General features: G+C 60.0%; 21 protein-coding genes. 13 read left to right on the top strand and 8 right to left on the bottom strand.

Going from position 1 to position 21,753, the window contains the following annotated elements:
• The first annotated feature begins 56 nt into the window (after positions 1-56).
• The 11 genes from IFT59_RS20170 to IFT59_RS20120 all read left to right on the top strand — a co-directional run bounded on the left by IFT59_RS20170 (position 57) and on the right by IFT59_RS20120 (position 11,811).
• Positions 57-1,649: a sugar ABC transporter ATP-binding protein gene (locus IFT59_RS20170; RefSeq protein WP_192088026.1), complete on the top strand. Its 1,593-nt coding sequence runs from the start codon at positions 57-59 to the stop codon at positions 1,647-1,649.
• Positions 1,642-2,670 (top strand): ABC transporter permease, encoded by a 1,029-nt coding sequence (locus tag IFT59_RS20165; protein ID WP_062458936.1) that lies wholly within the window; start codon positions 1,642-1,644, stop codon positions 2,668-2,670. The genes IFT59_RS20170 and IFT59_RS20165 overlap by 8 nt, the downstream gene beginning before the upstream one ends.
• A gap of 83 nt (positions 2,671-2,753) precedes the next feature.
• Positions 2,754-3,695 (top strand): ABC transporter substrate-binding protein, encoded by a 942-nt coding sequence (locus IFT59_RS20160; RefSeq protein WP_062576463.1) that lies wholly within the window; start codon positions 2,754-2,756, stop codon positions 3,693-3,695.
• 74 nt (positions 3,696-3,769) lie between these two features.
• Positions 3,770-4,783, top strand: coding sequence for an aldo/keto reductase (locus IFT59_RS20155; RefSeq protein ID WP_192088024.1), 1,014 nt, complete (start codon positions 3,770-3,772; stop codon positions 4,781-4,783).
• A 3-nt stretch (positions 4,784-4,786) separates the two neighbouring features.
• Positions 4,787-5,608 carry an amidohydrolase family protein gene (locus IFT59_RS20150; RefSeq protein WP_192088023.1) on the top strand — a complete coding sequence of 274 codons (822 nt, stop codon included), beginning with the start codon at positions 4,787-4,789 and terminating at the stop codon, positions 5,606-5,608.
• A gap of 1 nt (position 5,609) precedes the next feature.
• Complete coding sequence (locus tag IFT59_RS20145) at positions 5,610-6,620, top strand: zinc-binding alcohol dehydrogenase family protein (RefSeq protein WP_192088021.1); 1,011 nt, start codon at positions 5,610-5,612, stop codon at positions 6,618-6,620.
• A 10-nt stretch (positions 6,621-6,630) separates the two neighbouring features.
• Positions 6,631-6,960, top strand: a complete 330-nt coding sequence (locus IFT59_RS20140; RefSeq protein WP_192088019.1) for an L-rhamnose mutarotase — start codon at positions 6,631-6,633, stop codon at positions 6,958-6,960.
• 25 nt (positions 6,961-6,985) lie between these two features.
• Positions 6,986-7,717 (top strand): SDR family oxidoreductase, encoded by a 732-nt coding sequence (locus IFT59_RS20135; RefSeq protein ID WP_192088018.1) that lies wholly within the window; start codon positions 6,986-6,988, stop codon positions 7,715-7,717.
• A gap of 76 nt (positions 7,718-7,793) precedes the next feature.
• Positions 7,794-9,071, top strand: coding sequence for an L-fuconate dehydratase (locus tag IFT59_RS20130; protein ID WP_192088016.1), 1,278 nt, complete (start codon positions 7,794-7,796; stop codon positions 9,069-9,071).
• 62 nt (positions 9,072-9,133) lie between these two features.
• Complete coding sequence (locus tag IFT59_RS20125; RefSeq protein ID WP_192088015.1) at positions 9,134-10,249, top strand: anhydro-N-acetylmuramic acid kinase; 1,116 nt, start codon at positions 9,134-9,136, stop codon at positions 10,247-10,249.
• 50 nt (positions 10,250-10,299) lie between these two features.
• Positions 10,300-11,811 carry a S10 family peptidase gene (locus tag IFT59_RS20120; RefSeq protein WP_192088013.1) on the top strand — a complete coding sequence of 504 codons (1,512 nt, stop codon included), beginning with the start codon at positions 10,300-10,302 and terminating at the stop codon, positions 11,809-11,811.
• A gap of 80 nt (positions 11,812-11,891) precedes the next feature.
• On the opposite strand, the gene gnd is transcribed toward IFT59_RS20120, so the two are convergent.
• Positions 11,892-12,878, bottom strand: a complete 987-nt coding sequence (gene gnd / locus IFT59_RS20115; protein ID WP_174197496.1) for a phosphogluconate dehydrogenase (NAD(+)-dependent, decarboxylating) — start codon at positions 12,876-12,878, stop codon at positions 11,892-11,894.
• A 203-nt stretch (positions 12,879-13,081) separates the two neighbouring features.
• On the opposite strand from gnd, the gene IFT59_RS20110 reads away from it, so the two are divergent.
• Together IFT59_RS20110 and IFT59_RS20105 are read left to right on the top strand one after the other, a co-directional pair.
• Positions 13,082-13,255, top strand: a complete 174-nt coding sequence (locus tag IFT59_RS20110; protein WP_165699857.1) for a hypothetical protein — start codon at positions 13,082-13,084, stop codon at positions 13,253-13,255.
• A 366-nt stretch (positions 13,256-13,621) separates the two neighbouring features.
• On the top strand, positions 13,622-14,011 hold the full coding sequence (locus IFT59_RS20105) for a DoxX family protein (RefSeq protein WP_062576480.1): 390 nt from the start codon (positions 13,622-13,624) through the stop codon (positions 14,009-14,011).
• Between the two features lie 134 nt (positions 14,012-14,145).
• Here the strand turns inward: IFT59_RS20105 and IFT59_RS20100 are convergent, their stop codons facing one another.
• From IFT59_RS20100 to glpD, 7 genes are all read right to left on the bottom strand, one after another.
• Complete coding sequence (locus IFT59_RS20100) at positions 14,146-15,876, bottom strand: ABC transporter substrate-binding protein (protein ID WP_192088011.1); 1,731 nt, start codon at positions 15,874-15,876, stop codon at positions 14,146-14,148.
• 73 nt (positions 15,877-15,949) lie between these two features.
• Positions 15,950-16,231, bottom strand: a complete 282-nt coding sequence (locus tag IFT59_RS20095) for a DUF2160 domain-containing protein (protein WP_062458904.1) — start codon at positions 16,229-16,231, stop codon at positions 15,950-15,952.
• A gap of 13 nt (positions 16,232-16,244) precedes the next feature.
• Complete coding sequence (locus tag IFT59_RS20090) at positions 16,245-17,072, bottom strand: carbohydrate ABC transporter permease (RefSeq protein ID WP_062576484.1); 828 nt, start codon at positions 17,070-17,072, stop codon at positions 16,245-16,247.
• A 14-nt stretch (positions 17,073-17,086) separates the two neighbouring features.
• Positions 17,087-17,953, bottom strand: coding sequence for a carbohydrate ABC transporter permease (locus tag IFT59_RS20085; protein ID WP_192088009.1), 867 nt, complete (start codon positions 17,951-17,953; stop codon positions 17,087-17,089).
• A gap of 5 nt (positions 17,954-17,958) precedes the next feature.
• Positions 17,959-19,029, bottom strand: coding sequence for an ABC transporter ATP-binding protein (locus tag IFT59_RS20080; RefSeq protein ID WP_192088007.1), 1,071 nt, complete (start codon positions 19,027-19,029; stop codon positions 17,959-17,961).
• An 11-nt stretch (positions 19,030-19,040) separates the two neighbouring features.
• The gene (locus tag IFT59_RS20075) at positions 19,041-20,114 is read right to left on the bottom strand and encodes an ABC transporter ATP-binding protein (protein ID WP_062458891.1); all 1,074 of its coding nucleotides are present in this window, start codon (positions 20,112-20,114) and stop codon (positions 19,041-19,043) included.
• A gap of 40 nt (positions 20,115-20,154) precedes the next feature.
• Positions 20,155-21,681: a glycerol-3-phosphate dehydrogenase gene (glpD, locus tag IFT59_RS20070; protein WP_192088005.1), complete on the bottom strand. Its 1,527-nt coding sequence runs from the start codon at positions 21,679-21,681 to the stop codon at positions 20,155-20,157.
• Between the last annotated feature and the right edge of the window lie 72 nt (positions 21,682-21,753).

Genomic DNA, 21,753 nt, shown 5'->3' with positions numbered 1-21,753 from the left:
GGATGGGTGGAGCTGACCGGCAGTCGCAAGCTTGCGACAAGAGGAGGATGTGGAGGATGCAGACCGATCATTCGGTACTCGAGGCGCGTTTGCGCCCGGCCGTTGGCGTGCCAGCAGCTGACGCACTTCTGCGGCTCGACAACATCTCAAAGGAATTTCCGGGCGTCAAAGCTCTGGCCGACGTCAGCTTCGACCTTCGTCGCGGCGAAGTGCATGCCGTGTGCGGCGAAAACGGCGCGGGCAAATCAACGCTGATGAAGATCATCAGCGGCGTTTATCAGCCCACATCCGGAACCATCACCTACAAGGGCGAAGAGCGGAATTTCTCGTCGACGCGGCAGTCCGAATCCGCTGGCATCGCCATCATCCACCAGGAACTCAATCTCGTTCCGCATCTGACCGTCGCCGAAAACATCTATCTGGCCCGCGAGCCCCGCCGCGGCTTTCTGGTCGATCGCAAGAAGCTTCGGGCGGATGCCAAACGCTGCCTCGACCGGCTCGGCGTCGATATCAGCCCCGATGTCTCCGTCCGTGGGCTTTCCGTCGCGCAGTGCCAGATGGTGGAGATCGCCAAGGCATTGTCGCTGGATGCCGAGGTGCTTATCATGGACGAGCCGACCTCGTCCTTGACCGAGCAGGAAACGCGGCTTCTGTTCAAGGTCATCCGTGATCTCAAGGCATCCGGCGTCGGGGTCGTCTACATTTCCCACCGGCTTGACGAGATGGCCGAGATCGTCGATCGCGTGACGGTGCTGCGCGATGGTCGTTACATCGCCACAGACGATTTTGCCGCGACGACCGTCGATGACATCGTCGCCAAAATGGTCGGCCGCTCGCTGGAAGAAAAGTTTCCTGACAGGACCTCGACGCCGAGTGACGACGTCATTCTCGGCGTGCAAGGTCTCAATCGCACCGGTGTCTTCAGCGACATCTCGTTCACGCTTCGACGCGGCGAAATTCTGGGCTTTGCAGGCCTGATGGGTGCCGGGCGCACGGAAGTCGCACGCGCAATCTTCGGCGCCGATGCGATCGATGCCGGGACAATAACCCTGCATGGTCAGACGCTGTCGATCTCCTCCCCGCGGGACGCGATCGATGCGGGCATTGCCTACCTCTCGGAAGACCGCAAGGCGCAGGGACTGGCGATCAAGATGCCTGTTGATGCAAACATGACGCTTGCCAACATGGAAGCGCTGTCGGATCGCTTCGGACTGATCGATTTCAAGGCGCAAGACAAGGTCGCCAACGAGTATGTCGACCTCCTCAACATCCGCACGCCGTCGATCCGGCAGCAGGTGCGGCTTCTTTCGGGCGGCAACCAGCAGAAGATCATCATCGGCAAATGGCTTTTCCGCAAGTCGAAGGTCCTGTTCTTCGACGAGCCGACCCGCGGCATCGACGTGGGCGCAAAGCTCGCGATCTACAAGATCATGGACGAACTGGCCGCAAACGGCATCGGCGTTGTGCTGATCAGTTCGGAACTGCCCGAAATCATGGGCATGACGGACCGGGTTGCGGTCTTTCATCATGGCCGGATCACCGGCGTGCTGGAAACGGCAAAGACCAACCAGGAAGAAATTATGCGCTACGCCTCCGGATACAGCCGGACATCAGGTGCGGACGCTGGCGCAAGGAGCAAGCATGGCTGATATTACCGAACCCTCGAAGTCGCGCAGTGTTTCGCTGAGCGACCGGCAAAAGGACATCATCCAGAAGTTTGCCGCACTCGGCAGCCTGTTCGTTCTCGTGCTGGTGTTCTCCTTCAGCAGCAACGCCTTCTTCACCGTCAACAATGCGATGACAATCGCCTTGCAGGTCACCTCAATTGCTCTTCTCGGTATCGGCGCCACCTGCGTCATCATTACCGGCGGCATCGATTTGTCCGTCGGCTCGGTGCTTGCGCTCGCGGGCGTCGTCGCGGCTCTCTGCGTGAAAGAGCTCGGCCTGCCGGTTCCGCTCGGCATGTTCGTCGGCATTCTGGTCGGCAGCCTTTGTGGCCTGATTAACGGCATTCTGGTGACCCAGATGAAACTGCCGCCCTTTATCGCGACGCTCGGCATGATGCTGATCGCCCGCGGCGTGGCACTTCAGATCACCGGCGCGCGCGCCGTTTCCGGCCTCGGCGAATCCTTCGGCGTGCTCGGCAACGGCTCGTTGTTCCGCGTCGTCACCATCGGCGACGACGGCTTCCCGACAGTAGTTTTCCCTGGCATTCCCTATCCGGTCATCCTGATGATCGTGATCGCGATTGCCGTGTCCTTCATGCTGAACCGCTCCGTGCTCGGCCGGCATATCTATGCGGTCGGTTCGAATGCGGACGCTGCAAGGCTCTCCGGCGTCAATGTCGCCCGCGTCACCAATTTCACCTACATTTTGTCAGGCACGCTGGCTGGTTTGACCGGTTGCGTGCTGATGTCCCGCCTCGTGACGGCGCAGCCGAACGAAGGCGTGATGTACGAACTCGATGCCATCGCCAGCGCCGTCATCGGCGGCACCTCGCTGATTGGCGGTGTCGGCACGATTTCCGGAACGGCAATCGGCGCCTTCGTCATCGGCATCCTGCGCAACGGGCTCAACATGAACGGCGTTTCCGCCTTCACACAACAGATCATCATCGGCCTCGTCATCCTGATCACCGTCTGGATCGATCAACTGCGCAACCGCCGGTGAAGAAGGGTGCGGACCCTTTCCGCGATAATGGGGGTGGGAGTTCCCCGGGGCGGCCAAAGCCGTCCATTTGAGGAGGATTGAACATGAAGAAACTAGCAACCGCGTTGCTTGCCTCGGCGATGATCTTGGGTGCGGCCTCCGCACAGGCAGCCGAGATCGCTGTCATCGTCAAGACCGTCAACTCGACCTTCTGGCAGAACGTCCAGAAGGGCGCTGATGCCGCCATGAAGGAAGTCGGCGCCGGGAACACGATGACCTTCCAGGGTCCGGCATCGGAATCGGCCATTGCCGACCAGGTCAACATGGTCGAAAACGCCGTCAACCGCGGCGTCGCCGGCATCGTACTTGCGCCGTCCGATCCGGACGCGCTGATCCCCGCCGTCAAGAAGGCCTGGGAAGCCCGTATTCCGGTCGTAATCGTCGACTCGATGCTGAGCAAAGGCTCGGAACAGTATTACCAGTCGTTCCTTGCGACCGACAACAAGACCGCCGGCGAACTGGCTGCCAAGGCGTTGATCGAGAAGGTCGGCAAGGAAGGCAAGATCGCCGTCATGTCCTATGTGGCAGGCGCCGGTTCCGAAATCGGCCGTGTCGGTGGTTTCACCGATTATATCAAGGCAAACTCGAAGCTTCAGATCGTCGGCCCGTTCTACTCGCAGTCGCAGATGGCGACGGCGCTGAACCAGACCACGGACGTTCTGGCCGCCAATTCCGACCTCAAGGCCATCTTCGGCGCCAATGAGCCGACGGCGATCGGCATGGGCCGCGCCATCAAGCAGTCCGGCAAGTCGGGCAAGCTTGTCGCGATCGGTTTCGACGGTAACCAGGACCTGCAGGAATTCGTCAAGGACGGCACGCTTCAGGCGATCGCAGTCCAGGGCTCGTTCCAGATGGGCGATCTCGGCGTCAAGACGATCTCCAAGCTCCTGAAAAAGGAAAAGGTCGAGAAGTTTGTCGATACGGGTGTCGTCGTCGTCACCAAGGACAACATCGACAAGCCGGAAGCCAAGAACGTTCTCTACTAAGCCTCCCCGCCTCGATACGCGTCGCGAATGGCGCGTATCGTCTTTCTCTGCAGTGATAAAATGAAGGTTGCCCGATGAACGCCAGTGATACCCGCAAATTCCCGCGTGTCGATTTGGATGTGACGCTGATCGGCCTCGGCTGCGCCCAGATGGGCAACCTTTATCGCGTCACGCCCTATGCGGAATCCGCCGGCGCTTTCAGTGCCGCGTGGGATGCCGGTATCCGCTATTTTGATACCGCACCCTTCTACGGCTTCACCCGCTCCGAACGCCGCCTTGGCACGATGCTGACCGATCTTCCCCGCGAAGACTATGTTCTGAGCACCAAGGTCGGGCGCGTCATGACGCCGGATGAGACGGTTGGTCCGGAAGAGGACGGCTACGCCGAACCCCTGCCCTTCCGTCCTGTCTACGACTACAGCTATGACGGCATTCTGCAGTCCTTCGAGGCGAGCCAGCAGCGCCTTGGAATCCTGAAGCCCGACATCCTCTACATTCACGATATCGGTCGCATGACGCACGGCGACCGCCACGATCACTACTGGCAGCAACTGACCGATGGCGGCGGTTTCAAGGCGCTGGGCAAATTGCGGGATGAAGGGTCGACCAAGGCTGTCGGCCTCGGCGTCAACGAATGGGAAGTCGTCGCCGACGCGATGAAGGTTTTCGACATCGATTGCACGATGCTGGCCGGTCGCTACACGCTGCTTGAACAGGACAGTCTTGCCTTCATGGATGAATGCGCAAGGCAAGGCGTTGCGATCGTTGCAGCGGGACCGTTCAATTCAGGGCTTCTCGCCGGAAACAAGAAGTTCAACTATACCGAAGCGCCCGCCGAAATCCTCGCCCGCGTCGATCAGTTGCGCGCGGTCTGCGAGGAAGAAGGCGTGACCCTTCAGGCTGCGGCACTCCAGTTCCCGCTGGCGCATCCGGCGGTCGCGACGATCGTCTCCGGCGCCCGCAATGCCGAACAGATCACCTCGAATGTCGACTGGTTTGCCGAGGAAATCCCTGCATCCTTCTGGTCGCGCCTGAGGGAAAGCGGGCTTCTGACCGAAGGTACCCCTCTACCCGGCATCGGAGCCTGATCGATGCGGATCGATGCCCACCAGCATTTCTGGCGGATCGCCGACCGGGCAGGCCAATGGCCGGGGCCCGAGCTCGCTGCCATCCACCGTGATTTCCTGCCGGACGACCTGCGGCCGTTGGTGGAAGACGCCGGCGTCGATGGCACCGTGCTGGTGCAGACGATGGAGACGCAGGCCGATACGAAGTTCATTCTGGATCTCGCCGACAACCACCCTTTCATCCTGGGTGTGGTCGGCTGGACGGATTTGAAAGCATCGGATGTGCAGGAGAATATTGGACAGCTGGCAAGCCACAGTAAGCTGAAGGGTTTCCGCCCGATGCTGCAGGACTTGGCCGACGACCGGTGGATCGATGATCCCGCGCTGGACGCCGGTATCGCGACGATGATCGAACACGACCTCGTCTTCGATGCGCTTGTGCTTCCAAGGCATCTGGCACCGCTTTGCAACTTTTCTCGGCGCCATCAGGAACTTCAGATCGTCATCGATCACGGCGCCAAGCCGCCGATCGCGGAGGGACGGTTTATCGACTGGTACGCCCGCATGAAGGCGCTGGCAGCCCTGCCGAACGTCCATTGCAAGCTATCGGGCCTTCTGACCGAAGCGGGAGACCAGAAGCCGCAATCCGTGCGCCCCTACGCGGAAACGATCTTCGACCTGTTCGGACCGGAACGCGTCATCTGGGGCAGCGACTGGCCGGTGTTGCGGCTTGCCGGGGAATACGGCGCCTGGCTTCGGCAATGCCTGGACATCGTCCCGGAAGAGATCCATTCGGCCGTCTTCGGCGGAAATGCCAAACGCTTCTATCGATTGAGAGAGATCTAGGATGCTGACAATCATATGCGATGAACCGGGCAAACTTTCGGCGATTGAGCGAGACAAGCCCGCACGAGGCGAAGGCGAGGTGCTTCTGAAGGTCCGCCGTATCGGCGTCTGCGGCACCGACCTGCACATTTTCACCGGCAACCAGCCCTATCTTTCCTATCCGCGCGTGATGGGTCACGAGCTCGCGGCAACCGTCGAGGAAGTGCCCGAGGGAAGCTCGCTTCAGGTGGGCGATATCGTCTCGATAATCCCCTACATTTCCTGCGGCCACTGCAACGCTTGCCTGAAGGGCAAGACCAACTGCTGCCGCAATATTGGCGTGCTCGGCGTCCATCGCGATGGCGGCATGACGGAATATCTCAGCATTCCCGAGCAGTTTGCCGTGAAGGCAGACGGACTGACACTTGATCAGGCGGCCATGGTGGAGTTTCTCGCGATCGGCGCACACGCGGTCGCCCGGGCACGGGTCGAAAAGGGTCAGAAGGTTCTCGTCGTCGGCGCCGGCCCGATCGGGCTGTCGGTCGCGATTTTCGCCCAGCTCGAAGGTGCCGAAGTAACTGTCATCGACGGTCGCGCGGACAGGCTGGATTTTGCCAAGAGCCAGTTGGGCATTGCGTCCACGGTCACGCTTTCCGCTGACGACGCCGACCAGCTTTCCGCCATCACCAACGGCGATTTCTTCGACGCGGTGTTCGACGCGACCGGGAACCCGAAGGCGATGGAGCGCGGCTTCTCCTTTGTCGGGCATGGCGGCACCTATGTCCTGGTGTCGATCGTCTCCAGCACGATCGGCTTTTCGGATCCCGAGTTTCACAAGCGCGAAACGACGCTTCTCGGCAGTCGCAACGCGACGATCACGGACTTCGAGCGGGTGATGGACGCGTTGCGCGCCGGCCAGGTACCGGATGCCTTGATTACGCACCGCATGCACCTCTCAGATGTGCCGGGCCGGTTTTCCAAACTGACAGACCCCGCGCAGGCGGTGGTCAAGGCGCTCATTGAAGTCGCCTGAGGAGTAAGTCATGCAGCGCATGGGAATGATGATCGGCGTGAAGCCGGAGATGCTCGCAAAGTATCGGGAACTGCACGCGGCGGTATGGCCGGAAATCCTCGACTTGATTTCCCGCTGCAACATCAGGAACTATACGATCTTCCTGCGCGAACCGGAAAACCTCCTGTTCGGCACATGGGAATATCACGGCACCGATTTCGCGGCAGACATGGCGCGGATGGCGGCCGACGAGAAGAACCAGGAATGGTGGGCCTTCACCATTCCCTGCCAGAAGCCTTTGGAAACGAGGGCCGAGGGCGAATGGTGGGCGATGATGGAAGAGGTTTTCCATCATGATTGATGCGCAAACGGGAGAGTTGAAATCGATGGCAAGTCTGAATGGCAAGACAGTTCTGATCACCGCGGCGGGTCAGGGGATCGGCCGCGCCAGTGCGCTTGCCTTCCTCGCCGCAGGTGCGAAGGTTCATGCCACCGATATCAACGAGACGGCTCTTTCCGAGTTGCCGAAGCACGACAATCTGACGACGGCAAAGCTCGACGTGCTGAACGAGGACGCGGTCAAGGCCTGCGTCTCGGGCATCGGTCAAATCGACGTGCTCTTCAACTGCGCTGGCGTTGTGCATAGCGGTTCGGTGCTAGAGATGCCGGATAGCGATCTCGATTTCGCATTCGATCTCAACGTGCGCGCCATGATCCGCACGATCCGTGCCGTGCTGCCGGGCATGCTGGAGCGCAAGGATGGCGCGATCATCAACATGGCATCGGTCGCGTCCAGCGTGAAGGGCGTGCCGAACCGCTTCGCCTATGGCGTGACCAAGGCGGCTGTGATCGGACTGACCAAATCGGTCGCGGCCGACTACGTGACGCAAGGCATCCGCTGCAATGCGATCTGCCCGGGCACAGTGGAAAGCCCGTCGCTTCAGGACCGCATGCGCGCCCAGGGCGATTATGATGCCGCCCGTGCCGCCTTCATCGCCCGCCAGCCGATGGGCCGTCTTGGATCGCCGGAAGAAATCGCCGATCTCGCCGTCTACCTTGCCACGGCCACCTATACGAGCGGACAGGCCTTCGCCATCGACGGCGGCTGGACCATCTGAGCCTTTCAATCCTCTGCCGTCGTTTACGGCGCACAACCCGATCATCTTGAACCGCCGACCAGCGGAAGGAATAGTTATGGCCAAAGTTATCGATATGCGGGTTGTCGACCTGCGCTTTCCGACCTCGCAGAGTCTCGACGGGTCCGATGCCATGAACCCGGATCCGGATTATTCGGCCGCCTATGTGATCCTCGAAACCGACGATCCAGCGCTTAAGGGTCATGGCCTGACCTTCACGATCGGCCGCGGCAACGACATCTGCTGCATGGCGATCGAGGCGATGCGCCACCTTGTCGTCGGCGCCGACACGCAGATGATGAAGGCCAATCCGGGTAAATTCTGGCGGCACCTAACCGGCGACAGCCAGTTGCGATGGATCGGCCCCGACAAGGGCGCCATGCATCTTGCGACCGGCGCCGTCGTCAACGCTTTCTGGGATCTGCTTGCGAAGGAAGAAGGCAAGCCGGTGTGGCGGCTGGTGGCGGACATGTCGCCGGAAGAGATCGCCGATATCATCGACTATCGCTATCTGACCGACGTCCTCACACGCGAAGAGGCTCTTGCCATTCTCAGAAAAGCCGAGGCCGGGAAGCCGGAGCGGATCGCCATCCTGGAAAGCAAGGGTTATCCCTGCTACACGACCTCCGCCGGCTGGCTCGGCTATGATGACGAGAAGCTGCGCAGGCTTTGCCAGGAAGCGATCGACGCCGGTTTCGATCATATCAAGATGAAGGTCGGACGCGACCTGGAAGACGACATTCGCCGCCTGACCATCGCACGCGAAGTGATCGGCCCTGACCGTTACCTGATGATCGATGCCAATCAAGTGTGGGAGGTCGACCAGGCGATCGACTGGGTCAACAAGCTCGCGTTCTCCAAGCCCTTCTTCATCGAGGAGCCGACCAGCCCGGATGACATTGCCGGTCACCGCAAGATCCGCCAGGCGATCGGGTCGGTGAAGGTTGCGACCGGCGAGATGTGCCAGAACCGTATCATGTTCAAGCAGTTCATCGCCGAGGGTGCGATCGATATCGTGCAGATCGACAGCTGCCGCATGGGCGGGCTGAACGAGGTTCTCTCCGTCCTGCTGATCGCCGCCAAGTATGGCCTCCCGGTCTGGCCGCATGCCGGCGGCGTCGGCCTTTGCGAATATGTCCAGCATCTCTCGATGATCGACTACGTTGCGGTGTCCGGCACGATGGAAGGCCGCGTCATCGAATATGTCGATCACCTGCACGAACATTTCCTCGAACCCTGCGTCATCGAAAACGCCGCCTATATGCCGCCAAAAATGCCGGGCTTCTCGATCGAGATGAAGGCCGGGACGCTGGAGGAATTCCGCTTCGGACGTTGAGGGCGCCGGCGGTCTCTGTTACTCCCGGGTGATTGCATCGCTTGAACTTGAGGGGATCTCCAATGGAGCCAATCTGGGCCGTCGGCCTGATGACCGGGACCGTCCTCGACGGCAATATCGACGTTGCGCTCTTGAAGACCGACGGCGAAACGGTGGAGACAGCAGGCGCCTATACGTTGGCGCCCTATCCGCCCGAGATCCGGTCTCTTCTCGAGGAAACGCTCGCCCAAGCGCGCGTCTGGGAATTCGAAGGACCGGAGCCCGCGATCTTCGCCGTGGCCGAGGAGGCATTGACGCGGGCGCAATCGCGCGCAGTGCAGGATCTTGTCGAGAGTGCCGGCCTGACGATGGCCGATATCGGCATTGTCGGCTTCCACGGCCAGACCGTTCTCCACCGTGCACCGACCTCTGGACGTCTCGGCGACACGCGGCAGCTCGGCGATGGCGAGTTGATGGCCTCGATCCTGGGCTGCAGGGTCGCCTATGATTTCAGAACCGCGGATGTTCGCGCCGGTGGCCAGGGCGCACCGCTTGCCGCGGTCTTTCACGCGGCGCTTCTGCGTGGCGTCGATCGATCGGGCGATAGCGCCGTTCTCAATCTCGGCGGTGTCGGCAATATCAGCTGGTGGGATGGCGAGGATCTGGTGATCGCCTTTGATACCGGCCCGGCCAACGCCCCGCTCAACGATTTCATCAAGTCGCTCGGTCTTGGCGAGATGGACCGGGACGGAGCGCTTGGTGCTTCGGGCAAGGTCGATGAGGAGCGCCTGGCCCGCCTGCTTCAGCATCCGTACATGACGGCGCCCTACCCGAAATCGCTCGACCGCTATTCGTTTACCGCGGCAATGGCCGACGGGCTTTCGCCCGAAGACGGCGCGGCTACACTTTCGGCCTTCACCGCATCGACGGTCGGCAAGGCGCTCGACCTTTTGCCGAGACGGCCGAAACGGCTGATCGTTGCCGGTGGCGGACGTCGCAACCCGACGATCATGGCGATGCTCGAACAGCGCGCCGGCGTCGAGGCCGTGTCCGCCGACGAGTTCGGCTGGCGGGGCGATGCCGTCGAGGCGGAACTGTTCGCATTCCTCGCCGTACGCGTGCTACGCGGTCTGCCGATCAGCTTTCCGACGACGACAGGTGCGCCAAGGCCTCTGCAGGGCGGACGACTGGCGGGCTGACTTGAGCCTCAAGCGGAATTGAGTTTCCCGGATGGGTCTTGCCGCCCTACATGACTGACATAGCCGTCACGGAGAAAACAGCTTTGCGTCTTTACCGGATCCTTGCATCCATCCTGGTGCTTCTTGCGCTTTCCGCCCCAGCCGGGGCGCAACAGCCCCCCGGCATTTTCTCGCTCATCCCCAGTGACAGCACGACCGAGCATGTTCTAAAAACCGAGGGCAGCGCAGATCTGCCCTATACAGCGACCGCCGGGACGCTTGACCTGTTCGGCCAGGACGGCAATCGAACGGCCAAGATCTTCTACACGGCCTATGTCACCAAGGATCGGACGCCGGGTCGTCCGCTCACCTTCGCCTTCAACGGCGGCCCGGGCGCAGCGTCGGCCTATCTGCATCTCGGGCTGCTGGGCCCCCGGATCATCGAATTCGGCAAGAACGGCAACGACGGCACGGCACCGCAGCTAAGCGACAATCCGCAAAGCTGGCTGGCATTTACCGATCTTGTCATGATCGATCCCGTCGGCACCGGATGGAGCCGCGCCGCCAGCGACGATGTTGCCAAGAATTTCTACGGCGTAAATCAGGATGCCGACAGCCTTGCCAAGGTGATCTCGCTCTACGTCCAGAAGAACGACCGGCTGAATGCACCAAAATATCTGGTCGGCGAAAGCTATGGCGGGTTCCGCGCGGCGAAAGTCGCGATCGCGATGAAGAATAGCCAGGGCATCATCCCCTCCGGCATCATCATGCTCTCGCCGTTTATCGAAGGGCGGTTCCTCGCAAATTCCGACGATCCGCTGAGCGCTGCGCTGCAACTGCCCTCGCTTGCGGCCGCCGAGATGGAGCGGACCAAAAGCTTCACGCCTGAGAAGCTCGCGGAAGCCGAACGTTTCGCGTTGCGCGATTATCTTCCGACAGTGGCGGGTGCTGCTCCGACGGGCGAAGAAGCCGAGGCTTTCTATGGAAAGCTTGCTGGTCTCACGGGTATCTCGAAAGATGTGGTTTCCAGAACGCGAGGCCTCGTCGGCGATGTCTACGGGAAGCAGATGGGCGGACCGGGTCGGGTCGTCAGCCCCTATGATGCATCCTACGCCGTGCCGGACGCCTATCCCGAGGACGCGTATGGGCGCAATGACGATCCCATTCTGGAAGGATACACCCGCGCCTACAGTGCAGCCTTTGCCTCCTATGCGAAAGGCGAGCTGAAGTTTTCGAGCGACATGACCTACTCGCTTTTGAACGAGGATGTGAACCGCCGGTGGGAATGGAATGGCAGCCGGGGCGGCGATGCTCGCGCGCTCGCCAGCGCGTCGACGGATATCCGCGACCTGCTGTCGGTCATCCCATCCTTCCGCCTGCTGGTCGCGCATGGTCACAGCGATGCGCTGACACCCTATGGTGTGAGCCGCTACGTGATTGATCATCTGCCGACACAGTTGGCAGCCGGCCGGGCAGAACTGAAGACCTATAGCGGCGGCCACATGTTCTATACCAACCCGTCGTCGAGGGCGGCATTCCTGAGCGATGCGAAAGCGTTCTACGAGACAAAGACGGTAGAATAGGAATAAGCCCGGTCTATCGAGCTTTTCAAAAGAGTCCGGCACCCCAGGGGTGCCGGATTTCGTATGGGATATAACACAGCCTATTTCTTTTCGGAGTGGCCGCCGAAGGCTGCCCGAAGCGCCGACAGAACCTGGTTCGAATACTGCTCGTGACCCTGCGACGAAAAGCGCTGGAAGAGAGCGGACGACAGGACCGGAAGCGGCACGCCGGTATCGATACCGGCCTTCATCATCCACCGTCCCTCGCCGGAATCCGAAACTCGACCACTGAAGGCGTCAAGCGTCGGATCGTTGTGCAGAGAGCCGGCGAGAAGATCGAGCAGCCACGACGAAACGACGCTGCCGTGACGCCAGACTTCGGTGATTTCGGCCACGTCCAGATCGTAGTGATAGTAGTGCGGATTGGCGAGCGGGCTGGTTTCCGCATCGGCGCTACGTGCCACCTTGCCGATATTGGCAGACTTCATCAGGTTGAGGCCTTCGGCATAGGCCGCCATCATGCCGTATTCGATGCCGTTGTGGACCATCTTCACGAAGTGACCTGATCCTGCCGGGCCGCAATGGATATAGCCAAGTTCCGAGGTCCGCTGTGCCTCCTTGCCGGCTCCCGGGGACAGCGACAGGAAGATCGGATCGAGGCGCTTCACCGCTTCATCCGGTCCGCCGATCATCAGGCAATAGCCGCGTTCCAGACCCCAGACGCCACCGCTCGTGCCGACATCGATATAGTCGAGGCCGATGCCCGAAAGACGCCCTGCGCGATCGATATCGTCCTGGTAGTTGGAGTTTCCGCCGTCGATCAGCACGTCGCCCGCCGCCATGACACCCGAGAGCTTCTCGATCGTCTGGTCGGTGATCGCTGCAGGCAGCATCAGCCAAACGGTGGCCGGTTTCGCGAGCTTGGCAACCATATCTTCCAGCGAGGTGGCGCCCACGGCCCCTTCCCGCTCCAGAGCCTCGACATTGGCCTGACTGACATCGAATACCACACATTCATGGCCATCACGCAGGAGCCGTCGCACCATATTGGCGCCCATACGGCCGAGGCCTATCATTCCGATCTGCATTCCGTTTCCCTTCCGAAAAACCATGTTGTGGGTCCGAACCATCAGGCCCGACTGAGATGAGGCATATCAGTTCGTTCAGAAATTGACACCTGCAGACATGCACAGCAGATGCGCCGAAACCGCCAGCCTAGGCACGGGAAGAAAATACTGTTGACAACCTTCGGCGAAAATGAGAACAAAGGAAGAACATTGAGGAGAACGCCATGCAGAGAACTGAAGAGGTCGTCGCCCGTGCTCTTGCCCTCGTGGCTCAGTCGAAGGCGCTCAGGGAACGTCATGACAAGGAACGCAAGGAGATCTATGGACGGATCGAAATCGCCAACCTTCGCAAGCCGCATGTTCCCAAGGGGATTCAACTGCCTCTCAACCTGCAGTGAATTGACTTTATCGTTGGAGGACGTGGTCCGCGTATACGTCTGATTCAGTCTGTTGCAAGGCTGCACTCGACTCGCTTCTGAAGAGGTGGTTCATTCCCTTCAACGGCGTAGGGGTGCTTAATGCTTCACGAATACAACGAGATCTTTATGCAGCAGCGGTATTTCATAAAGATACTGATGGCCTGGATTGGGGCAATTGCCTTGGGCTGTGTCCCCGTTTTGATGATCGTCAACGCGGTCACCATTTGAGAAGACGCTTCGGCGCTCTAGAGGTCTCGCGCATTCCATAACTGTTTCACGAAGACGTGCAGTTGACCTTCGTTTGGTCGATGTCAGAAGAGCATCGACATTTAACGGAGCTTCCCAATGGTCAACAAAATCCAGGCTTACCAGCCTGTTCTTCTCAGCATCCTGCGTATTGCCGTCGGCCTCGTCATCTTCTCCTTCGGCATGGCAAAAATCTTTCATTTCCACGCCGGTACCTTCATGCCGCCCACGGGCTCGTTGCCCTGGATCGCGGGTCTCTTTGAGCTTGTCTGCGGCTTCCTCTTCCTGGTCGGTTTCCAGACACGGATAGCGGCATTCCTCCTGTCCGGACTAATGGCCGCGGCTTACTTCATCAGCCACTTTCCCAAAAGCATTTTCCCGCCCGAAAACGGCGGAATGGCCGCTGCCGTGCTCTGCTTCGTGTTCCTCTATTTCGTCACGTCCGGAGCCGGACCGATCAGTGTCGATGCCAAGCTGAACAAGGCATAGGACCGGATCAAGGCAGGTTGGGAGGCTCTGCCGTGTGTCCGCAACAGTGACGAACGCGAAACGACCGCGCCGATGATGTTCGGCGCGGTCGTCTCTTGCCGCCGCTTCCCCTTCGGGAGCCTTGATCGGTCAGATCACTTCTTTGCGTCAGCCCAGCTCTTCACCAGGTCGTCGTAGTTGACGGTGATCGGCTTTTCCTTTTCGTTCTCGATCTTCAGCTGCGGAGCCAGATTGCCCTTGGCCACCGCATCCTTGTTCCAGTAGGCCAGGTCATGCTCTTCTGCGAGCTTGGGACCCATGTCCTTCTGGACGCCAGCGCGTTCCAGACGCTGGAGCACCTTTTCCTGCTCGGCGCAAAGCGAGTCCATTGCCAACTGTGGCGTCTTGGCACCCGATGCAGCATCCCCGATCGCCTGCCACCAAAGCTGTGCGAGCTTCGGATAATCAGGAACGTTGGTGCCGGTCGGCGACCACTGAACACGCGCCGGCGAGCGGTAGAACTCGATCAGGCCGCCGAGTTTCGGTGCGCGATCGGTAAAGCTCTGATGGCGGATCGAGCTTTCGCGGATCAGCGTCAGGCCCACATGGCTCTTCTTCAGGTCGACGGTCTTGGACGTGACGAACTGGGCGTAGAGCCAGGCCGCCTTTGCGCGGTCATCGGGCGTGGACTTCATCAGCGTCCAGGAACCGACGTCCTGATAGCCAAGCTTCATGCCGTCTTTCCAGTAAACGCCGTGGGGGCTTGGCGCGAAACGCCATTTCGGCGTGCCGTCCTCGTTCATGACAGGCAGGCCTGGCTTCACCATATCGGCGGTGAAGGCCGTGTACATGAACATCTGCTGAGCGATTTCGCCGCCCGCGGGGACAGGACCGGATTCCGAAAAGTTCATGCCCTGGGCAGCTGGCGGTGCATAGGCCTTCATCCAGTCGAGATATTTCTGGATCGAATAGACGGAGGCAGGACCATTGGTGTCACCGCCGCGCGCGACGCAGGAGCCGACCGGCTGTGACTTTTCGTTGACCTTGATACCCCATTCGTCGACCGGCAGACCGTTCGGTAGACCCTTGTCGCCGTTGCCAGCCATCGAAAGCCACGCATCGGTGAAGCGCCAGCCGAGCGACGGGTCCTTCTTGCCGTAGTCCATGTGACCGAAGACCTTCTTTCCGCCGATATCACGGCCGGTGAAGAATTCCGCGATGTCTTCGTAAGCGGACCAGTTGACGGGAACACCGAGGTCGTAGCCGTATTTCGCCTTGAAATCAGCCTTGTTCTTGGCGTCGTTGAACCAGTCGTACCTGAACCAGTAAAGGTTGGCGAACTGCTGGTCCGGAAGCTGGTAGAGCTTCTTGTCGGGCGCGGTGGTGAACTTCAGGCCGATGAAGTCGTCGAGATCGAGGCCGGGATTGGTAACGTCCTTACCTTCCTTCGCCATGAAGTCCGTCAGAGAACGGGCCTGCTGGTAACGCCAATGCGTGCCGATCAGGTCGCTATCGTTGACATAGGCGTCATAGATGTTCTCGCCCGACTGCATCTGCGTCTGCAGCTTTTCGACGACATCGCCTTCGCCGATCAGGTCGTGGGTGATCTTGATGCCGGTGATCGCCGTGAAGGCTGGCGCCAGCACTTTCGACTCGTATTCATGCGTGGTCAGCGTTTCCGAGACGACCTTGATGTCGAGACCGGAGAAGGGCTTCGCCGCATCGATGAACCATTGCAGCTCCTTTTCCTGCTCGGCGCGCGAGAGGGAAGAAAGGTCCTTGATTTCCTTGTCAAGGAACTGCTTCGCCTCGTTCATGCCGGCGTGAGCCGTGCCTGCCAGTGCCAGCAATACGCCTGCTGTCGTTGTCAAAAGATGCCGTCGCATAATGTCCTCCCAGAGTTGCGATTGCGATTTCGTTTCGGCGCCAGTCCTCCCGCGCGCCGTATCAAACTTGCCTTCAGACGAAGCGGAAAACGCCGACGGCGTAGACCACAGCGAGGGCAAGAGCCCACCACAGATTGGGGCCGATCAGCCCCAACCATGCGAGATTGATGAATGCTGCACCAAGCAGCGAAATGAAGAGCCGGTCCCCCCGCGTTGTCTCGAAGCGCAGGATCCCAACCCGTGGCGCTCCCCCCGGAGAAAAATACTCCCAGATGCCCATCGCTGCAATCAAGGCGAAGATGGTCACGAAGAAAAGCGTCGTCGGCAGCGTCCAGGCCATCCATGAAAAACTCATGTGCGTTCTCCCTCTAGACCCGACCCAGGGCAAAGCCCTTGGCGATGTAGTTGCGGACAAAGTAGATCACGAGCGCGCCCGGCACGATCGTCAGCACGCCGGCGGCTGCCAGAACGCCCCAGTCCATGCCGGACGCCGAAACGGTGCGGGTCATGATGGCCGAGATCGGCTTGGCGGCAGTCGTCGTCAGCGTGCGGGCAAGCAGCAGTTCGACCCACGAGAACATGAAGCAGAAGAAGGCTGCAACGCCGATGCCGGACGCGATCAACGGCATGAAGATCTTCACGAAGAAGCGCGGGAAGGAATAGCCGTCGATATAAGCGGTTTCGTCGATTTCCTTCGGCACGCCGGACATGAAGCCTTCGAGAATCCAGACGGCCAGCGGGACGTTGAACAGGCAGTGGGCGAGTGCCACGGCGATATGCGTGTCGATCAGTCCGAAGGCGGAATAGAGCTGGAAGAATGGCAGCGCAAAGACCGCCGGTGGCGCCATCCGGTTGGTCAGCAGCCAGAAGAACAGGTGCTTGTCGCCGAGAAACCGGTAGCGCGAGAAGGCGTAGGCCGCGGGAAGTGCCGCCGCCACCGAGATCAGCGTGTTCAGACCCACATAGATAATCGAGTTGATATAGCCGTTGTACCAGGACGGATCGGTGAAGATCACCGTGTAATTCCGAAGCGTTGGGTTATGCGGGAAGAGGGAGAAGGTACCGGTGATCTCGGCATTCTCCTTGAAGCTCATATTGACCAGCCAGTAGATCGGCAGCAGCAGGAAGATGATGTAGATTGTCGAGACGAGCCAGGAGTAGCTGCGCGCCGGCTTGAATGTGTTGACTTGAGCCATCGTAACGGTCCTCCTCACGCGTCTTTGTCGCTGCTGGTCATGACCGTGTAGAAGATCCACGACATCAGCAGGATGATGAGGAAGTAGATGATCGACATCGCCGCGGCCGGCCCGAGGTCGAACTGCCCGACCGCCATCTTGACGAGATCGATCGACAGGAAGGTTGTCGAGTTGCCGGGCCCGCCGCCGGTGACGACGAAGGGTTCGGTATAAATCATGAAACTATCCATGAAGCGCAGGAGCACGGCGATCAGCAGCACCCGCTTCATCTTCGGAAGCTGGATAAATCGGAACACCGACCAGCGCGACGCGCCATCGATTTTCGCGGCCTGATAGTAGGCATCCGGGATCGACACGAGACCGGCATAGCAGAGGAGCACGACAAGGCTCGTCCAGTGCCAGACATCCATCACGATGACGGTGACCCAGGCATCGATCGGATCGCGAACGTAGTTGTAATCGATGCCGAGGATGGCGAGCGTACGGCCGAGAAGGCCGATATCGACGCGACCGAACACCTGCCAGATGGTGCCGACCACGTTCCACGGGATCAACAGCGGCAGCGACATCAATACGAGGCACACCGGGACGCCGAGACCCTTTTTCGGCATGTTCAGCGCGATGAAGATGCCAAGCGGAATTTCCAGCGCAAGAATGATGACCGAGAACAGCAGGTTGCGCTGCAGTGCCTCCCAGAACCGATCGGAGTTCAGGATTTCGGTAAACCAGTCCGTGCCGGCCCAGAAGAACTCGTTGTTGCCGAACGTGTCCTGCACCGAGTAGTTCACGACGGTCATCAACGGTATCGCCGCTGAAAACAGGACCAGCAGCAGCACCGGAAGAACGAAGAACCAGGCCTTGTTGTTATAGGTCTTTTCCATGCCGTTCACGCCTCCCCGCCGACGCGCCAGGAATTGGCGTAGATATTGATACCTGCAGGATCAAAGCTCACGCGGGCTTCCGCCGGAATTTCCGTATTCTCGTCGGCAACGATCGCAAGCGGCTTTCCCTCGAATTCGGCGCGAACGATGCGGCGGCGGCCAATATCCTCGATCCGGCTGATCTTAACCGGCATTCCCTCGCGGCCGAGATGGATGAACTCCGGACGGATGCCGAGTTCGATCCGGTCGCCCAGCCTCGTCTTCGGCGGCACATTGAGGTCCATCCGCTGACTGCCGACCACGACGGACCGCTCATTCAGCTGCGCCGGCAGGACGTTCATGCCGGGCGAACCGATGAAATAGCCGACGAATGTATGGCTGGGCTTCTCGAACAATTCCGCAGGGGTGCCGATCTGCACAATCTCGCCCTCGTACATCACGACGACCTTGTCTGCGAAGGTCAGGGCTTCGGTCTGGTCGTGGGTGACATAGACCATGGTAAAGCCGAACTGCTTGTGGATCCGCTTCAACTGCGAGCGCAGCACCCATTTCATATGGGGATCGATCACGGTCAGCGGTTCATCGAACAGGATGGCGTTGACGTCGTTGCGCACGAGGCCGCGGCCGAGTGATATCTTCTGCTTCTGGTCAGCGGTCAGGCCCCGCGCCTTGCGGTCGGCCCAATCGGCAAGATCGATGATCCCCAGCATGTCGCGAACGCGTCTGTCGACTTCGGCCTCGGGTACTTTGCGGTTGCGCAGCGGGAAGGCCAGATTGTCGTAGACCGTCATCGTGTCGTAGATGACCGGGAACTGGAAGACCTGCGCGATATTGCGACCCTGTGTCGAGACTTCCGTCACGTCGTTGCCATCAAACAGGATGCGTCCGTGCGACGGCTGCAGCAGACCGGAGATGATGTTGAGCAACGTGGTCTTGCCGCAGCCGGAGGGGCCAAGCAGCGCGTAGGCGCCACCATCGTTCCACTCGTGATGAACTTCGCGAAGCGCATAGTCGCTGTCGGCGACAGGGTTGGCGCCGTAGGCGTGGCGGATATGGTCGAGGGTGATGCGTGCCATGATGTTTCCCCCTAAGCCGCAGCCGCAGCGATTGCCCGGCCATCGCTGCCGAACGCCATCAGATGTCGCGTATCGAGAAAGACTTCGATGCCGGTATCTGGATCAATGTTGTGAATGCCGGGTGCCAGCATCACCCATTTCACGCCGTCATATTCGAGATGCACGAAGCTTTCCGAACCGGTGATTTCCGAGATCTGCGTGCGGGCGGCAAGGCGCGCCGAATTCTCGGTCTGCTGCGTGAAGCCCAGATGATGTGGATGAAACGCAACCGTCAGGGGACCATCCGGTATGGTTCCGAGATGCGCAGGCAAGGGGAGAACGTCGCCTTCGCGGTGGCGGAGCCCGCCACCCGACTTGACCACCTCGATGAAATTCAGCGGCGGATCGGCGAAGGTCTTTGCGGTCGTGAGGTCGGCCGGCCTTCTATAAATGTCGATCGTCGGCCCGAACTGGGTGATGCGGCCCTCGGAAAGGGTTGCCGTATTGCCGCCCAGCATCAGCGCTTCCGAAGGTTCGGTCGTGGCATAGACAAAGATTGCGCCGGACTGCGCAAAGATCTTGGGAAGCTCTTCGCGCAGTTCTTCACGCAGCTTGTAATCGAGGTTGGCGAGTGGCTCGTCCATCAGCACGAGGCTGGCATTCTTGACCAACGCACGGGCGAGCGCGGTGCGCTGCTGCTGGCCGCCGGAGAGATGCAGAGGCGTGCGATCGAGATAGGGAGTCAACCGCAAGAGTTCCGCAGCCTTGCGCACCTCGCGGTCGACGGTCGCCTTGTCCTTGCCGGAAATGCGCATCGGCGAGGCAATGTTTTCATAGACGGTCAGGAGCGGATAGTTGATGAACTGCTGGTACACCATCGCGATATTGCGCTTTTGTACCGGCATGCCGGTCACGTCTATTCCATCGAAATAGACAGCACCCTCCGTCGGCCGGTCCAATCCAGCCATCAGCCGCATCAGCGATGTCTTGCCCGAAAGCGTCGGGCCGAGCAGCACATTCAGACTGCCACGCTCGAGCGTAAGGTCGCTCGGGTGAATATGATATTCGCCCGCCACCATTTTCGCAGCTTTTCGCAATTCCAACATGCTTGTTCCCCTGCCTCCTCACAGCGGGAACACATGCCGCTTATCCGGCGATCCTTTCCGGTATTGCGGCCATGTACTCCTCCAAAACCCTCTTCTCGTCAGCGTCGAGCCGTAGCCCGTCCTTGGTTCTCCTCCAAAGGACGTCCTCGGCGCTTAACGCCCATTCCTGATCGGCAAGATAGCGAACCTCCACCTCATAGAGTTCGCCGCCGAAATTATGCCCAAGATCCTCTGCTCTAGCAGCGTTGCCGAGCAATTTAGCAGCCCTCGTACCGTAACGCCGGACCAGCCTACGCGCATGGCGATCGGTCAGGAAGGGATATCGCGCCTTCAGCCCAGCGACTTCGCTTTCGTAGCCGCGGGCAGGGAAATCGCCACCCGGGAGGTGGCTGTCAGCGGTCCAGGGCTTGCCTTTGACGCCGATGGCTTCGCCGATCTTTTCGAGCGCATGTTCCGAAAGACGACGATAAGTGGTGAGCTTGCCACCGAACACATTGAGAAGTGGCGCTCCGCCCTCCCCGAGGCCGACCGTATCCAGCTTCAGTACATAGTCGCGGGTTGCCTCCTGCGCTTTCGAGGCGCCGTCGTCGAACAGCGGCCGCACGGCCGAATAGGTCCAGACGATATCTTCCTTGCGCACCGGCTCCTTGAAATACTCGCTCGCCGCCTTGCAGAGATAGTTGGTTTCCTCTTCGGAGATCCGAACGTCCTTCGGATCCTCATTGAAGTCGCGATCGGTCGTGCCGATCAGCGTGAAATCCTCTTCGTAAGGGATAGCAAAAATGATCCGGTTGTCCGGGTTCTGGAAGAAATAGGCGCGAGGGTCGTCGAACTTCTTCTTGACGACGATATGGCTGCCCTGAACCAGCCGGACATGGTGCGCTTCGTTTTCGCCGAAGGCGGAGCGGATCACCTGGTCCACCCACGGGCCGGCGGCATTGACCAGCATACGAGACTTGTGGGTCTGACTGGAGCCGGTGACCGTGCTTCGGGTAACAATCGTCCAAATGCCCTCTTCGCGCCGCGCCGAAACGACTTTCGTGCGCGGAAGGATCAGGGCCCCCTTGTCGGCAGCGTCACGGGCGTTCAGCACCACCATCCGCGCGTCGTCCACCCAGCCATCGGAGTATTCGAAGGCCTTCGTAAACAGCGATTTCAAAGGCTTTCCGGCCGGATCCTTGCGCATATCAAGCGTTGCCGTCGGCGGCAGGAGCTTGCGGCCACCCAGGTGATCATAGAGAAACAACCCCAGCCGGATCAGCCAGGCGGGTCGGACGCCACCCTTGTGATAGGGGAGAACGAAGCGCATTGGCCAGATGATATGCGGTGCCATTGCCCAGAGCACTTCGCGCTCCATGAGAGACTCGCGCACCAGCCGAAATTCATAATGTTCGAGATAGCGCAGCCCGCCATGGATAAGCTTGGTGGCGCCTGACGACGTGCCTGAGGCAAAATCGTTCATTTCTGCCAAGGCGACCGAATAGCCGCGACCCACAGCATCGCGCGCGATACCGCAACCGTTGATCCCTCCACCGATCACAAAGACGTCGTGAATTGCCTGACTCATTATCCCCTCGCTAAGCCCTGTCCCCTCACAGAGCCCGGCTCGACATGCCGGCAGCGGCAAATCGAAAGCTAA

The sequence above is a fragment of the Rhizobium sp. CFBP 8752 genome, from assembly GCF_014842035.1.
In the GTDB taxonomy this organism is placed as follows: Bacteria; Pseudomonadota; Alphaproteobacteria; order Rhizobiales; family Rhizobiaceae; genus Neorhizobium; species Neorhizobium soli.
The sequence above is the reverse complement of the archived record's forward strand: the minus strand, read 5'-3'. Positions and strand labels throughout refer to the sequence as shown.